14 protein-coding genes, 1 tRNA gene and 1 pseudogene are annotated in these 14,007 nt (G+C 60.5%); 12 read left to right on the forward strand and 4 right to left on the reverse strand.

All coding sequences use genetic code 11. From position 1 onward, the window contains the following. Window positions 1-28: 28 nt before the first annotated feature. Window positions 29-760 (reverse strand): aspartate/glutamate racemase family protein, encoded by a 732-nt coding sequence (locus tag J0I79_RS09240; protein WP_292856710.1) that lies wholly within the window; start codon window positions 758-760, stop codon window positions 29-31. Between the two features lie 279 nt (window positions 761-1,039). Between J0I79_RS09240 and J0I79_RS09245 the strand changes: the two genes are divergently transcribed. Genes J0I79_RS09245 through J0I79_RS09270 form a run of 6 tightly spaced genes read left to right on the forward strand, consistent with a single transcriptional unit; the run spans window position 1,040 to window position 7,550 of the window. Beyond that, entirely contained in the window at window positions 1,040-2,200 is a 1,161-nt protein-coding gene (locus J0I79_RS09245; protein WP_292856712.1) for an extracellular solute-binding protein, read from the forward strand. Between the two features lie 56 nt (window positions 2,201-2,256). Continuing rightward, complete coding sequence (locus tag J0I79_RS09250) at window positions 2,257-3,378, forward strand: ABC transporter ATP-binding protein (RefSeq protein ID WP_292856863.1); 1,122 nt, start codon at window positions 2,257-2,259, stop codon at window positions 3,376-3,378. Further along, on the forward strand, window positions 3,375-4,391 hold the full coding sequence (locus J0I79_RS09255; protein ID WP_292856714.1) for an ABC transporter permease: 1,017 nt from the start codon (window positions 3,375-3,377) through the stop codon (window positions 4,389-4,391). The genes J0I79_RS09250 and J0I79_RS09255 overlap by 4 nt, the downstream gene beginning before the upstream one ends. Next, window positions 4,388-5,212 (forward strand): ABC transporter permease subunit, encoded by an 825-nt coding sequence (locus J0I79_RS09260; RefSeq protein ID WP_292856716.1) that lies wholly within the window; start codon window positions 4,388-4,390, stop codon window positions 5,210-5,212. The genes J0I79_RS09255 and J0I79_RS09260 overlap by 4 nt, the downstream gene beginning before the upstream one ends. Window positions 5,213-5,240: 28 nt before the next feature. Continuing rightward, on the forward strand, window positions 5,241-6,128 hold the full coding sequence (locus tag J0I79_RS09265; RefSeq protein WP_292856718.1) for an ABC transporter substrate-binding protein: 888 nt from the start codon (window positions 5,241-5,243) through the stop codon (window positions 6,126-6,128). A gap of 15 nt (window positions 6,129-6,143) precedes the next feature. Next, complete coding sequence (locus J0I79_RS09270; RefSeq protein WP_292856720.1) at window positions 6,144-7,550, forward strand: Xaa-Pro peptidase family protein; 1,407 nt, start codon at window positions 6,144-6,146, stop codon at window positions 7,548-7,550. A gap of 248 nt (window positions 7,551-7,798) precedes the next feature. Here the strand turns inward: J0I79_RS09270 and J0I79_RS09275 are convergent. Then, window positions 7,799-7,888, reverse strand: a tRNA-Ser gene (locus tag J0I79_RS09275). A gap of 383 nt (window positions 7,889-8,271) precedes the next feature. On the opposite strand from J0I79_RS09275, the gene J0I79_RS09280 reads away from it, so the two are divergent. From J0I79_RS09280 to J0I79_RS09295, 4 genes are all read left to right on the forward strand, one after another. Beyond that, a complete protein-coding gene (locus J0I79_RS09280; RefSeq protein ID WP_292856722.1) occupies window positions 8,272-8,976 on the forward strand; it encodes a hypothetical protein in 705 nt (234 codons plus the stop codon). Between the two features lie 132 nt (window positions 8,977-9,108). Beyond that, the gene (locus J0I79_RS09285) at window positions 9,109-9,432 is read left to right on the forward strand and encodes a hypothetical protein (protein WP_292856724.1); all 324 of its coding nucleotides are present in this window, start codon (window positions 9,109-9,111) and stop codon (window positions 9,430-9,432) included. A gap of 237 nt (window positions 9,433-9,669) precedes the next feature. Beyond that, window positions 9,670-10,659 carry a BMP family ABC transporter substrate-binding protein gene (locus tag J0I79_RS09290; RefSeq protein WP_292856726.1) on the forward strand — a complete coding sequence of 330 codons (990 nt, stop codon included), beginning with the start codon at window positions 9,670-9,672 and terminating at the stop codon, window positions 10,657-10,659. 101 nt (window positions 10,660-10,760) lie between these two features. Continuing rightward, the gene (locus J0I79_RS09295) at window positions 10,761-11,201 is read left to right on the forward strand and encodes a GNAT family N-acetyltransferase (RefSeq protein ID WP_292856728.1); all 441 of its coding nucleotides are present in this window, start codon (window positions 10,761-10,763) and stop codon (window positions 11,199-11,201) included. Here the strand turns inward: J0I79_RS09295 and J0I79_RS09300 are convergent. After that, window positions 11,196-11,594, reverse strand: coding sequence for a hypothetical protein (locus J0I79_RS09300; protein ID WP_292856730.1), 399 nt, complete (start codon window positions 11,592-11,594; stop codon window positions 11,196-11,198). The genes J0I79_RS09295 and J0I79_RS09300 overlap by 6 nt on opposite strands. 21 nt (window positions 11,595-11,615) lie before the next feature. Beyond that, window positions 11,616-11,822 carry a SlyX family protein gene (locus J0I79_RS09305; protein ID WP_292856865.1) on the reverse strand — a complete coding sequence of 69 codons (207 nt, stop codon included), beginning with the start codon at window positions 11,820-11,822 and terminating at the stop codon, window positions 11,616-11,618. Window positions 11,823-12,023: 201 nt separating this feature from the next. Between J0I79_RS09305 and J0I79_RS09310 the strand changes: the two genes are divergently transcribed. After that, the gene (locus tag J0I79_RS09310) at window positions 12,024-13,553 is read left to right on the forward strand and encodes an ABC transporter ATP-binding protein (RefSeq protein WP_292856732.1); all 1,530 of its coding nucleotides are present in this window, start codon (window positions 12,024-12,026) and stop codon (window positions 13,551-13,553) included. Then, window positions 13,550-14,007: pseudogene (locus J0I79_RS09315) on the forward strand (ABC transporter permease); the annotation flags it as partial. The gene J0I79_RS09310 and the pseudogene J0I79_RS09315, both read left to right, overlap by 4 nt.

A 14,007-nucleotide genomic window follows, 5' to 3' on the forward strand; every position in this document is an offset into this window, starting at 1 on the left:
GTGTTGAACTCGATGCCTCGGGACATGATCATGCTGGCGAGAACGAAGAAAATATTCCAGAGAAGCTTTTGGGGCGCGGTCTTTGATAGCCCCCCAGAGAAGTAGTCGACAATCCTAAACGGATCAGTCCTTCGCAAAGCTGTACTGCGCACGAGACGCCTTCAAGCACCGGAGCCCGGAAGCGCTGGCTCATCGCTTGCGCCAGTTCCGCCATTCCAGCACAGCCAAGAACGATCGCCTCAGCATTGTCTTCGCTCAGCGCTCGGCTGATTTGATCCGCGACCCTCTCTTGAGCTGCCGAACCTGGGCGTTCCAGTTCCAAGACCGGCACGTCGCACGCACGAACCGACGAACAACGCGAGGATAGTCCATAGCGAACAAGGTTTTGTTCGATGGCCGGTACCGACTGCCTTAGTGTCGTCACGACGCTGAAGCGTCCCGAAACGAGGCTTGCCATGTGAAACGCTGCCTCGCCAATCCCGATCACGGGGCCGACCGAAACGCATCGTGCAGCATCCAACCCAGTATCGTCGAAGCACCCAATGATGACGGCGTCGGCGTGACCGCCATTGTGGTGAATTTGGTCGATGAGACCCGGCACGGCAAAGGCCTGATCATAATAGCCCTCGATACTGGGAGGACCGAAGAACGGGTTGACGGTGGTAATCGCAGTATCGGCACTGGCAGTTTTGCGAGCGGCGAGATCGATCTTCGCCGTCATCGAAGCGGTCGTGTTGGGATTGATGATCAGAATCTTCATATGAGGGTGCACCTGCGGACGCGTATCGCTGTTATGCGGTTTTGTCTACAAAGTTATTCCTTTTTGGTGACGGCGAATGATCAGCCCGGAAGAAGCCACGGGTGGGGGATCGTTGACTGCTCCAGCCGATTTTCTGTGGCACTCTAGCTGGTCTCGTCATTGAATTTGGCCGCCCGGCTTTCATGGAAATCAACCATCCGCGAGAAAACTGTTGCCATATCGATGGATTTTTGTCTACAAGTTACGATAATAATCTACGACAATAAGGGGAACTCGAAAATGAGCACAATCAATTCGGAATCGGTTTTGCGAAATTCGGCGGTTGCCAATCGCATCAACAGGCGGCGCCTTATCGCAAGCGCAATGGGCGCGACGGCTACCGTGTTAGCGGCGCCATATCTGGTCCGCCGGGCCAGAGCGGCGGGGCAGATCAACCTCTTGGGCTGGGCCGAGGAGATGCCCCAAGCCATAATCGATCTCTTTGCAAAGAAGACGGGAATTCAGATCAAGATCACCCCGTTTTCCTCGAATGAGGAGCAGATGAACAAGCTGATGGCGACCGGCGGGGAAGGGTTCGATCTTTGCCAGCCGACCGTCGATCGTGCTGCCCAGTTCAGAGACCTTGGCGTGCTCGCGCCGATAGATACCAACAAGGTGCCGGTCGACAGGATTCTTCCCGCGGTGATGGATGGCATGAAGGCCTGGCATTTCGACGGCGGCCTTTACTCGCTCCCGCATTGCTGGGGCACGGAGGCAATCGGCTGGCGAAGCGACCTGACTACGCTGGAATACAGGACGTTGAGCTACGGCACGCTCTGGCAGGACGAGTATGTTGGCAAGATGCAAGGTAAGCCGGATACCCTCTTGCTCGGCATCGGACTTTGGTTCGACGCCTCCGGCAAGCTGCCTTCCAACCGGATGCTGGATAGCTACAAGGACGAAAGCACGATGAGAAAGATCTACGAAGAACTCCTCGCCTTTGCCGTCTCGAAGAAGACTCAGGTCCGGCAGTTCTTTGAGACGTCCGACGTGGTTAAATCGGGCTTCATGGAGAATGGCTGTGTAATCGGCCAAGTATGGGACGGGCCCTGCTTCGCGCTCAAGCGCGAAGGAAAACCCGTTCGCTACATGGCTCCCCGGGAAGGCGCCCAGTCTTGGATCGACGGGCTGTCGATCGTGGCCAATGCTGCGAATTCTGGAGAGACATACGAGTTCCTCAAGTTCCTCTACACGCCCGAGATCTCGGGCATGGTGGCAGAAGGCTCCGGTTACAATGGCGTCATGCAAGGAGTGGATGCGTTCCTTTCTGAGGAAACCAAGAAAAACTTCGCCGAGGCGTACCCTGAGGACGCATTGTCGAAGCTATGGAATCGCCAGGAAGAGCCCGCTTGGTACGGGACTATACGCAACGAGTATTCCGAGCGATTCAAGGCGGCATGATTATGTCGGAAGGCATAATTCGCGCTTCGGTCTGAATTCGGTTGCTGCCTGATATGATGACATCCAATGCTACGCCTGACGCTATCCCCGTGGAGGGTCACCCAGGGCGCGGAAGCGTCAGTCTGCGTGATGTGGAGATACGCTTTGGTGAATTTACTGCGGTTCATCGAACGAACCTCCATATCGAGTCTGGTGAGTTTTTCAGTTTCCTGGGACCCTCGGGATGCGGAAAAACAACGTTGTTACGGGCAATCTCGGGATTCCTTCAACCTACCAGCGGACAGGTCAGCATTGGTGGGGTCGACGTGCGGCGGAAGGGGCCGAATGCGCGTCCCACCGCCCTGGTGTTCCAGAATCTCGCTCTGTTTCCGCTAATGTCGGTTGCCGAGAATATCGGCTATGGGCTGCGGGTCCGAGGCGTGGCGCGCCACGCCCGCCAAACAACGGTGGAACGCCTCCTGGATCTCGTTTCCTTGCCTGGGCAGGGCGGGAAGAAGATTCACGAGTTGTCCGGCGGCCAAAAGCAACGCGTCGCGATTGCGCGTGCCCTTGCCGTCGAACCGTCCGTTCTCCTGTTGGACGAACCGCTGTCCGCGCTGGATCTCAAGTTGCGCCAGCACATGAGAGCCGAATTGCGCGCGATCCAGCGTCGGATCGGAATTACATTTGTCTACATCACTCATGACCAAGGCGAAGCTCTGGCGATGTCGGACCGGGTTGCGGTGATGAACGCGGGGCGGATCGAACAGGTCGGGACCGCCCGCGGCGTTTACGATGCTCCCGAGACTCCGTTCGTCGCCTCGTTCGTCGGCGAAAACAATATCGTCCACGGCCGGGTCAAGGAAGTCCACGACAACCAGGCCGTGCTGGAAACGCCGCTCGGCGATCTGACGGGTCGGCGCACGGGAAGCCTGAGGCCGGGCCAGGAGGCGGCCTTCTTCATCCGGCCTGAATCGATACAGATTCAGCCGTCAGCTTCGGCCCTCGCCGCTGAGATCGTCGAGATATCCTATGAAGGCAGCACCTCGCAAATAACGCTGAAGATGACCAACGGGGAGACGATGTTGGCCCGTGTGCCGACAAGCCGGGCACTCAACCCTGCCGTTGGGGACCAACTCGGTTTCGGGTTCGGCAGGGAAGAGGGAACCGTCATCGCGACCGATGGTGTGCGGCCATGAGAAGCACATCGGTACAGTCGGTCATGTTGCTTCTTCCGTTGCTGGTGACCGTTCTGCTTCTGGCAAGCAGCTTTTACGATCGACGCTCGGGAAAGGCGGTCGGTCCCGGCTTCTTCCAACGCAACGGGATCGTGGTGGCGATCTTTCTGATTGCGGCGGTAGCCTGCTGGACGTTTCTCACGATCATATTTCCGCAAGTGGCGATGATCGAGTTGTCGTTCCATCCGAACCTGTCACCCAGACAGATCGGCGGGCCTGGCGACGTCTACACGCTCGACAACTATCGCTACTTCCTCTTCGGCCCGCCCGGGTCCCCCGACGGTTACAACTTCCTGCATCTTCGAGCCTACGGCATCACGATCGTCGCCAGTGTCTTCGTCACGCTTTTGAACTTCATCCTGTGTTATCCGCTCGCATTCTATATGGCGCAATCGGCGCTCCCTCAACGGCTGCGGCTCCTGTTTGTCTTCCTGATCCTGCCATATTGGATAAACGAAGTTCTTCGCGTCTTCGCGATTCGTTTACTTCTGTCCAACTCCGGCATCGTCAACACACTGCTCCTCTCCACCGGGATGATCAGCCAGCCGGTTGATTTCGTGGGCAATGATGTCGGCTTGTATTGGGGGTTGAGCTACTCCTGCATTCTGGTGATGGTCTTCACGCTCTACAACGCTCTGGAGAGCCTTGACAAAAACCAGATCGAGGCAGCCCGTGATCTCGGTGCTCCCTGGTGGCATGTCCATGCTTTCGTCGTGATGCCGCATGCAAAGCCCGGCATCGCTTCGGGATGCGCGCTGACATTCATGGCCTGCGTCGGCTCGCTCGCGGCGCCGCTGATCCTCGGCGGACCTCGGACACTGTGGTTCACGCCGGTGATCTACAATCGCTTCTATCAGGCGCTCAACTGGCCGCAAGGCGCCGCCTATGCGTTCATCCTGCTCGTCGGCTGCGTGATTTTCGTGCTGGTCACGCTGCGGCTCTTCAAGCTTAAGCTCGGGCAGATCGCGCCATGAGTGCCGATATTTTCCGCCGCGTCACCTTCCGCGCGTATCTAGCGCTGTTTCTGTTCTTGTTGATGGCGCCGCTGCTTGTCATGACGGCCTCCGCTTTCAATACGCCAAGCTATCCACAGGCCTGGCCGATCGAGGGATTTACCTTCGCATGGTTCAGCAAGCTCATGATCAGCTACGATCTGATCGAGGGATTGGGCAATAGCCTGATAATCGCACTCGCGGTAACGGCTCTGTCCGTACCGATCGGGCTGGCCGCCGCCATTGTGATGAGTCAATTGCAGGCCCGCTTTCGCGCCATCTACTATCTGGTTGCGATCTCACCGATGCTGACCCCCGGCATCATCACCGGCGTTGCGACCGTCGTCTTCTGGCGTGAAACCACGCGACAGATTGGCCTGACCTTCTTGTACAATGGCCTGTTTCTCAGCGTCGCCGCGCAAACCACTTTCGTGTCCACGCTCTGCATGCTGATCATACTCGCTCGACTTCAGCGCTTCGACCCCAGCCAGGAAGAGGCTGCGCTGGACCTAGGCGCAAGTCCGCTCCAAATCTTCACCAGCATCACGCTGCCTTTCCTGCGCCCGGCGCTCATATCGTCCGTCGTGCTTTCCCTGCTGTCGTCGATCGAAGAGTTCAACGCGACCACTTTTACGATACTGGCGCAAAAGACACTTACCACAGTTCTCGCCGGTCGCATTCGCGTGGGTCTCACGCCTGAAATCAGTGCTCTGGCCGTCTTGATCGTTTCGCTGACCCTTATCGGCGCCGTCGCGCACGAAATATTTGCCCGTCATAAGTCCCGACGCGCCAAAGCCGACTAACACCTTGGCAGACTACAGGAGCTTCTGAATGAGAACCCTTCGGCTGATCGCGGAAGAGCATATCACTTATGTGCCACATCATGTCGCGCAGCATCTCGGCCTGTTTGCCGAGCACGGACTTACGATCGATGTGAACTATAATTCCGGTCCAGGCGGTTCTTGGCTGGCCGACGTCCTGGCCGAGGGCCGCGCCGACATTGCCCGCGGCGGCGTCTGGATACCGCTGATGTATCGGGGACGGCTCGAAGAGATCCGTATCTTCGCCCAGCTTTGCGGTTTCAACACCCAGGTCCTGATCGCGCGCGGTCCTCAGCCTCGGTTCAAATGGAGCGACCTCTACGGAAAGAAGGTGCTTCTGCCCGCCTCGTCGACCAGCCAGTGGATGTTCTTCAAAGGTGTCTTGCGCGAGGCCGGGATAGACACCGGGCGGATCACCTTCATTCGCGATCTGGATGAATCCACTACAAACCGTCTCTGGAGAAGTGGCTTTACCGACTACTACCTCACCTATTCTCCGCTCGCCGAGGAACTGTTGAACGAGGGTTTCCATGTCGCCGCCGACTTCTCCCTCATGGCTGGAGAGGTCCCTTGGAGCGTGTACTACACGGCGCCGCGGGTTCTAAGTGAAAGGAGGTCGGATATCACCGGTTTCGTGGCGGCACTTTCCGCAGCCGCCCGCTGGATGGAATCACATACCGGCGCAGACATTGCGAAGCTGATCGCCCCCGATTTCAAGGCCGTGTCAGTTTCGGTCTTGGCCGCCAGCATCGATCGTATGAAATCGCATGGAACATGGTCCCCGGACCTGCGCGTGAGGCCGGAGCCGTTCATGCGCTACCAGGGCATGATCGCGGCGTACGGGCTTATCGAGACGCCGGTGGCCTATGACGACATCATCGACACTCAAAGCCTCTGAATCGGACGGCGAAGCATGACTTACAGCAAAACCGAGAAGCTTCTCGCCGGATTTGAGCCCAGCTTCGAGTTCGTGCCGGTCGACCCGTTACCGGAGGCGGAGTTCGCTGATCGATTGCGCCGCATCAGGCGCGCGGCCATTGTCGGCGAATATGACGCGCTGATTGTCCATGCCGACGACGTGGGCTGGTACCACACGTCGAATTCTTACCTCCGTTACATTTGTGATTGGTCACGTGAAGGCTTTCTGATCATACCCACGGATGACGACAAGGATATGCAGTTGATCTCGTTCTTCAGCGATTCCGTCATCCTGCCGCCTGGCGGAGAGCCTGTTCTCGTCGAAAAAATTTCGCAGGTCGGCTGTTGGGGACGGGAGTACGCAGACAGGCCAGGATCTGCCCGACAGAAAGCAATCGATGCCGTTCAGGACAGGCTGGTCAGCCTGGGACTTGCGGCTGGTCGGATCGGGCTGATCGGCGACGACACATCAATACCCTATTGGCAGCAACTCGGCGAGGCGGTCCCTCGCGCTGAATTCATGCCCGAAAATGGCATCATAGATCGCATGCAACGCATTAGATCCCCGCGAGAGATCGAACTGTTCCGCGCCGCGTCGGCCCTGATCGACATCGGAATACAGGCCGCCTACCACGTCACCAAGCCGGGCGTGACCGATCATGAGATCTATGCTGCCTTCACCTTTGCTCAGATGTCTCGAGGCGGTGAAACCGGCGATGGCTACCAGATAGGTATCAATCGCTTCGGCACACACTGCGGCAAGCCATATGGCCACGTTGTGGCACCGGGTGACCTGATCAACCTTTATATCTCTAATGTCACCTACCGCGGCTATTTTGCACAAAGCGCTCGCATGATCGCGGTAGGCGCCATTACCGCGAAGCAGGAAGAGGTGCTCGTGATGTGCTCGGAAGGCGTTCGCCGCGCCGCAGCTATCGCGCGGCCGGGAATGCTGATCCGCGATATCAACGAAGCTTCATTCTCCCCCTTCATCGAGCGGGGATACCTTGCCGATGCCGCAGCGAGGACCATGCCGTTCAATTGGGAATCGATGCCTGATGGATCTCCGAGAACCATCGAGCGGCGCCATGTCCACGACGCGGATTGGGAGCGGCAGGGTCGCCGGTTGAACCATGTCTATCCCGCGCAGCACGGCCCGCACAACCCGAATCTCGGACACGAGGTCGGGCTTCCAGGCATGCCGCTGTACAACATCTCGTCGAACAATTACGACCGGCTGGAAGAGGGCATGGTTTTTGTCCTTCACTCTCAATGGCTCGAACCCTTAGTGGCAGGCGCAAATGTCGGCGACTGTTTCGTTGTCACTTCGCAGGGTCTGGAGAATCTCACATGCAACACTCCGCTCGAAGCCCATCGGGTTCCATCCGTAGCCATGAGCTAGGGGATGAGAAGGAGTTAGCCTCAAAACCTGATAGTTATTCTTTCGAGGATGGCAGCCTCTTCAATTCCAACTGAAACCGGTGGCTCCGCTTAGCGCACCGCCTCCGCCCGGGAGAAGTCCGCCTTGTCGATGGCATGGCGCACTAAGCGGATTCGTAGCGGCTTGTTACACAAATCAGGAATGTTTCAGCTTTAGCGACCTTGCAATTCCATTAAATTATTGAACTTATTATATTATTAGGAAAATTATGGCGGAGAGAGCGGGATTCGAACCCGCGTTACGGTTTCCCGTAAACACACTTTCCAGGCGTGCGCCTTCAACCACTCGGCCACCTCTCCGTCGTTGCCTTCGCGCCGGCCGGTTTCGCCGCGCGGGTTGGGGAGATGCGTCTCCTTCGGGGCTCTGATGCGGTATCTCCGCGCCATGGACGCCGCCCAACCAGTTGGCGTCCTTCCCCGCACCTGAGCCGTCAAAGCAACAGGCGCGGGGCTCATCTAGTCGATCCCGCGCCGAATGCCAAGCCATAACGGCAGTCTATTCACCGTACCCGTCATGCGGGGCCTGGTTCCCTCGCCGGCGTGGCGTTTTTGCAAGCTTTGCCGCCGAATGATGTGCACAGCCGGGACCGCAGGGCCGGGCATGCTTGACTTCGCCCGGGCGTGGCGGTCGAGTGCCCGTGACCGAGCGATCGGCGGACTTTGCGGGGGAGCATCGTCGCGCAATGACGACAGGCACAGGACAAACACCGGCCGGAGGCCCCGACAACGGCCTATCCTATGTTCCCGTGGGCTGGCTCGTCATCGTCATGGCGTGGTCGCTCTACGGTCTGGCTTCGGCGTCGTGGCTGTTCGGAAGTTCCAGCCTGCCCGACGCGGTCCTCTACTTCTTCCTCGGCGGGCTCGTGGTCAATGTCATCACCGTTCTGTGGGGGCTTTACCTGCTTGGCCTCGCCTTCGGCCGCTCGGCGCGCTTCCCGCGCCAGTTCACCATCTGGCAGGTCGCGCTCATCGTCTGGGTGCTGGCGAGGCAAGCCTATGTGCTTGCGATGCCGTCTTTCGTATTCACCGCCAGGAGCCTGCTCATAGGCGGCGCCGAGATCGCCATCGGCCTGCTCTGCATCTACCTGCTGCGCCGGGGCTCCGGCGCGGAGGCCGTCTATGCCAAGCCGCAAACCGAAGCGCCGCCGGTCTATGTTTCGATCGTCGCCGCCCTGCTCGGCATCCTGCTTGGCGCCGTCATCGGCGCCGTTGGCGGTTTTCTGGCCGGCTCGGTGATCGCCGATGTCGCCGAGGTAAGCTGCTTCGAGGGCGGCTGCGGCTATTTCGCCGTGTTCATCGGCCTGGCGGGGCTGGTGGTCGGCGCCATTGCCGGCGGCATCCTTGCCGTCTGGCTCGTTCACCGGCGCCCGCGCAAGCCAGCCGTATAGGGTGATCGGACACGCGCCTTCAAATTCGCGGATCGCGATTGCGGAGAGGCCGCTGCCATTCTATTTCTGCTCCTGGGACATGTGCAGCGGATCCGCTGGAAGACGTCCGGTTTTCGCCGGGGGAGAGCCTTGATGTTGCGTTTCATCTTTCGTCTTGCGGCAATGGTCGCGCTGTCGGTTTCCGTCATCATGGCGGTGCTCGACACCACCCGCACGGTGGCGGCTTCGGCCCTTGTGCTGACCCCGCTCAACGCCAGTTGGCTGGCCGTTTCGCCGGATACGCGGGCCGCTTTCGAAACCTACGTGCGCGCCAAGGCCGGCCCGCTGCTGTGGGACGGCGTCATCGCCTGGGTGCTGAACCAGCCCGGCTTTGCCGTGTTCGCGGTGCTGGCCTTCCTGCTCTACGCGATCGGCTACAGGCGCCAGCCGCGCACGGGACGGTTCGCGGCCACCTGATCCGCGCGGCCTGCTTCTCGCAAAGCGGGCATGCGCGCCATGCCCGAGTTGCCGCGCGGTTCGCCCTTGGCATGCTTTTCCAAAAGGTCAAAATTCCGCGTGAGTTTTGTTTCGGGCCGTGCCAGATTGCCGCCAAGCGGGAGGGAGTACACTCCTGGCTGACGTCGCGTGCCTGCCGCAGAACCGGGCAGTCACGCGAGGCGTAACGGAAAAAATAACCGACAGGGTGTGGATCACATGAAACGTATCGTTCTCGGCCTCCTGGCCGCAACCGCAATGGTTCTTCCGGCTTTCGCCGCGGACGTGCAGCCCGCCATCCTCTATGATCTGGGCGGCAAGTTCGACAAGTCCTTCAACGAGGCCGCCTATCACGGCGCCGAGAAATTCAAGACCGAGACCGGCATTGCCTATGTCGAGTTCGAAGTCTCCAACGCTTCGCAGCGCGAGCAGGCCCTGCGCCGCTTCGCCGAGGACGGCCGCAACCCGATCGTCATGGCCGGCTTTGCCTGGGAAGATGCGCTGAAAGCGGTCGCGAAAGATTATCCCGACCTCAACTTCGCCATCATCGACGATGCCGTCGACCTGCCTAATGTCCGCTCGCTGGTCTTCAAGGAGAATGAAGGCTCCTACCTCGTCGGCATCATGGCGGCGATGGCTTCGAAGTCCAAGAAGGTCTCCTTCATCGGCGGCATGGACATCCCGCTGATCCGCAAGTTCGAATGCGGCTACGTCGGCGGCGCCAAGGCAGCCGGCGCGACCCAGGTCATCCAGAACATGACCGGTGACACGCCGGCCGCCTGGAACGACCCGGCCAAGGGCGGCGAAATCGCCAAGACGCAGATCGACCAGGGCTCCGACGTGGTCTATGCCGCCGCCGGCGGCACCGGCGTCGGCGTGCTGCAGGCGGCGGCGGATGCCGGCAAGCTCGGCATCGGCGTCGATTCCAACCAGAACGGCCTGCAGCCCGGCAAGGTGCTGACCTCGATGATGAAGCGCGTCGACGTTGCCGTCTACAACGCCTTCATGGATGGCAAGAACGGCACCTTCAAGGGCGGGCTCGAGAACCTCGGCCTCAAGGAAGGCGGCGTCGACTACGCCATGGACGACAACAACAAGGCGCTGGTGACCGACGAGATGAAGGCCGCCGTCGAAAAGGCCAAGGCCGATATCATCGCCGGCAAGATCGAGGTGCACGACTATACGGCCGACAACGCCTGCCCGTATTGATCGGCAAACACCAATTTGCGAACCGCCGGGCCTGTCCCGGCGGTTTTGTTTTTGGAAGACTTCCGACGACCGAGGCCAGAGTGACGCCGATCATAGAACCCATGACCGAACGCGACGTCGAGGCTATGGCGCGATTGCGCGTCGCAGCCTTTTTCGAGAGCACCGCAAGGACGCCGGACGAGGATGCCGCCGGGCTTCGCATGCTACTGCCCGGGGACGGCTTCGAGACGGCGCTCGTGGCGCGGATTGGCGACGTATCGGTCGGGACATGCCTGCTGGTTCGCCACGAATTGGAGCCCGCGCATAAGCTGACGCCATGGCTGGCCGGCCTTGTCGTCGATGACGCGTACAGAGGCCGAGGAATCGGCCGCGCGCTGGTCGCGGCTATCGAAGCGTATGCGGCGTCGATCGGCGTGCAGAGGCTCTACCTCTATACCTGGGAAGCGCGTGATTTCTATGCCGGGCTTGGTTGGGTGGTCGTCGAGCAGTTCGAGCAGGAAGGTGGCGCAATGCTGCTGATGGCGCGCGAAATCCAGCTATAACCGGCCTACGAGATACCCCAGCGCGAAGACCGCGATCAGCATGTCGGCGACGACAAATCCGCGTCGGCCGCCGAGCGAATGCACTGCGACGCCGTACGGGGACCGGGACAGGCTTCGGATCACCGGACGCGCCCCGGCATCATTGCCGAGTCCAACGCTGCGCATCTGCGGCAATTCGGCGAGACGTTGCGTCACCAGTTCCCAATGATTGGCGGGTAAGGCGTGTTTTTCGACTCGATCGAAGACATGCATGCGCTCGGCCAGCCGCATGACCGTGTCGCGGAAGGCCGGGTCGATCTGGAGATCCCGCTCCGCGCGCTCCCTTTCCCTGTCGTTCATCAGGCCCAGCACATAGTCGCCGGCCCTGGCGACGCGGTCGCTTTCACTGACCATGACAGGCGCCCTCCCCTTCCCTCACCAGTGCGGCGGCTTGGTCACCGGCACGTCGGGTGCCGCCTGTTCCTCCAGCGCCAGGAAACGGTCGGTCAGCGCGTCGAGCTTGCGCTGCATGCGCTCGATCACCGTCCACTGCTCGGCGATCTGGCCGGACAGTTCCTCGATGGTCTTTTCCTGCTCGGCGGCGCGGATTTCCAGCGTCGTCAACCGGTCGGCGGGCATGATCATGCGAAGGTCCCTAGTCTTGCGCCGCACACGTGTTCGGCCGGGTCATATTAGCGAATGTGAGGGCTTCGGCCACGTTGGAAATTGACAAGCACACCGGGATTTGCCGAGAGTGATCGCTGCTCCGGCCAATTGGCATGGGCGGAGGGTCATGCTAGGCATTTTGACCAAGCGATAAAAAATAAGAGTGGGACAGGCTGCATGGCGCAAGCCGCAATCGAACTGATCGGCATCAACAAGAGTTTTGGCGCCGTTCGCGCCAACCGCGACATCAACCTCGAAATCGCGCGCGGCACCATTCACGGCATCGTCGGCGAGAACGGCGCCGGCAAGTCGACGCTGATGTCGATCCTCTACGGTTTCTACCAGGCCGACAGCGGCGAAATTCGCGTCGGCGGCAAGCCGGCATCGATCAAGACGCCCAACGACGCGATCGCGCTCGGCATCGGCATGGTGCATCAGCATTTCATGCTGGTCGACAACTTCACCGTGCTGGAAAACATCATCCTCGGCGCCGAGAACGACGCGCTTCTGAAGAGCAGCATAGCCAAGGCGCGTTCCGAACTGGACCGGCTGGAGCGCGAATACGGGCTGGAGGTCGATCCCGACGCCATCATCGAGGAACTGCCGGTCGGGCTGCAGCAGCGTGTCGAAATCCTCAAGGCGCTCTATCGCGGCGCCGAAATCCTGATCCTCGACGAGCCGACGGGCGTGCTGACGCCGGCCGAGGCCGACCACCTCTTCCGCATCCTCAAGCAATTGAAGGACCAGGGAAAGACGGTGGTGCTGATCACCCACAAGCTGCGCGAGATCATGGCCATCACCGACACCGTGTCGGTGATGCGCCAGGGCACGATGGTGGCGACCCGCGAGACCAGGAAAACCACTGTCGAGGAGCTGGCCGAGTTGATGGTCGGACGCCGCGTGCTGTTGAGGGTCGAGAAGGGCGAGGCGGAAGCCGGCGCGGTCAAGCTCGCGGTCAAGAACCTGACGGTGAAGGATTCCCGTGGCGTCACCATGGTCGACGACATTTCCTTCGACCTGCGCGCCGGCGAGATCGTCGGCATCGCCGGCGTCGCCGGCAACGGACAATCGGAACTGCTCGAGGCGATTTCAGGCATCAGGCGCGCGGTTTCCGGCTCGGTCATGCTCGACGGCAAGCCGATAGATCTGACCGGCGCCGCCGATCCCGGTGAGTTGCGCGACCGGGGACTGGCGCATGTGCCGGAGGACCGCCACCATGTCGGGCTGGTGCTGGCCTTCGAGGAGAACGAGAATTCGATCCTCGGCTATCACGACGACCCGCGCTATCTCAAAGGACCATTCCTCAACATCGACGCCATCATGGCCGATGCCAGGGACAAGATCGAGAAATACGACATCCGCCCGGCCAATCCGCGGCTGAAGACGGCCAATTTTTCCGGCGGCAACCAGCAGAAGATCGTGCTCGCGCGCGAGATCGAGCAGGACCCCGGCGTTCTCATCGTCGGCCAGCCGACGCGCGGCGTCGATGTCGGCGCCATCGAGTTCATCCACAAGCGCCTGATCGCCATGCGCGACCAGGGCAAGGCGGTGCTTGTCGTCTCGGTCGAGCTCGACGAGATCCGCTCGCTCTCCGACAGGATCCTGGTGATGTTCGCCGGCCGCATTGTCGGCGAGCGCGGCCCGGAAGCGACCGAAGGCGAGCTCGGCCTGCTGATGGCCGGCGTCGAGCAGGAGGCCGCGGCATGAGCACGCCTTACGCCAAATTGCCGGCCTGGGCCGACTACGGGCTGATCCCGCTGATCAATCTGTCCGTGGCCTTCATCGTCGCCGGCTTCGTCGTGCTCCTGGTCGGTGAAAATCCGTTCCGCGCCGCCGTCATTCTGGTCGAGGGCGCTTTCGGCAAGGGAACGGGCATCGCCTTCACCCTCTTCTATGCCACCACTTTCATATTCACCGGACTTTCGGTGGCGGTGGCGGCGCATTGCGGCCTGTTCAACATCGGCACCGAGGGGCAGGCCTATATTGCCGGCCTCGGCATCGCCATCGTCTGCCTGTCCTTCGACAGCGTGCTGCCCTGGTGGGTCAACTTTCCGCTGGCCATCGTCGCCTCCGCGCTCGTTGGCGCGCTCTGGGCGCTGATCCCCGCTTACCTCCAGGCCAGGCGTGGCTCGCACATCGTCATCACCACCATCATGTTCAA

Source organism: Mesorhizobium sp. (assembly GCF_017306585.1).
GTDB lineage: Bacteria > Pseudomonadota > Alphaproteobacteria > Rhizobiales > Rhizobiaceae > Mesorhizobium.

What these genes read in the sequence shown, in the direction of transcription:
- J0I79_RS09285 (WP_292856724.1), top strand. Translation starts at nt 9,109, where the DNA reads ATGTTGCGTTTCATCTTTCGTCTTGCGGCAATGGTCGCGCTGTCGGTT.
- J0I79_RS09245 (WP_292856712.1), top strand. Translation starts at nt 1,040, where the DNA reads ATGAGCACAATCAATTCGGAATCGGTTTTGCGAAATTCGGCGGTTGCC.
- J0I79_RS09240 (WP_292856710.1), bottom strand. Translation starts at nt 760, where the DNA reads ATGAAGATTCTGATCATCAATCCCAACACGACCGCTTCGATGACGGCG.
- J0I79_RS09290 (WP_292856726.1), top strand. Translation starts at nt 9,670, where the DNA reads ATGAAACGTATCGTTCTCGGCCTCCTGGCCGCAACCGCAATGGTTCTT.
- J0I79_RS09265 (WP_292856718.1), top strand. Translation starts at nt 5,241, where the DNA reads ATGAGAACCCTTCGGCTGATCGCGGAAGAGCATATCACTTATGTGCCA.
- J0I79_RS09260 (WP_292856716.1), top strand. Translation starts at nt 4,388, where the DNA reads ATGAGTGCCGATATTTTCCGCCGCGTCACCTTCCGCGCGTATCTAGCG.
- J0I79_RS09310 (WP_292856732.1), top strand. Translation starts at nt 12,024, where the DNA reads ATGGCGCAAGCCGCAATCGAACTGATCGGCATCAACAAGAGTTTTGGC.
- J0I79_RS09250 (WP_292856863.1), top strand. Translation starts at nt 2,257, where the DNA reads ATGACATCCAATGCTACGCCTGACGCTATCCCCGTGGAGGGTCACCCA.
- J0I79_RS09255 (WP_292856714.1), top strand. Translation starts at nt 3,375, where the DNA reads ATGAGAAGCACATCGGTACAGTCGGTCATGTTGCTTCTTCCGTTGCTG.
- J0I79_RS09295 (WP_292856728.1), top strand. Translation starts at nt 10,761, where the DNA reads ATGACCGAACGCGACGTCGAGGCTATGGCGCGATTGCGCGTCGCAGCC.
- J0I79_RS09280 (WP_292856722.1), top strand. Translation starts at nt 8,272, where the DNA reads ATGACGACAGGCACAGGACAAACACCGGCCGGAGGCCCCGACAACGGC.
- J0I79_RS09300 (WP_292856730.1), bottom strand. Translation starts at nt 11,594, where the DNA reads ATGGTCAGTGAAAGCGACCGCGTCGCCAGGGCCGGCGACTATGTGCTG.
- J0I79_RS09270 (WP_292856720.1), top strand. Translation starts at nt 6,144, where the DNA reads ATGACTTACAGCAAAACCGAGAAGCTTCTCGCCGGATTTGAGCCCAGC.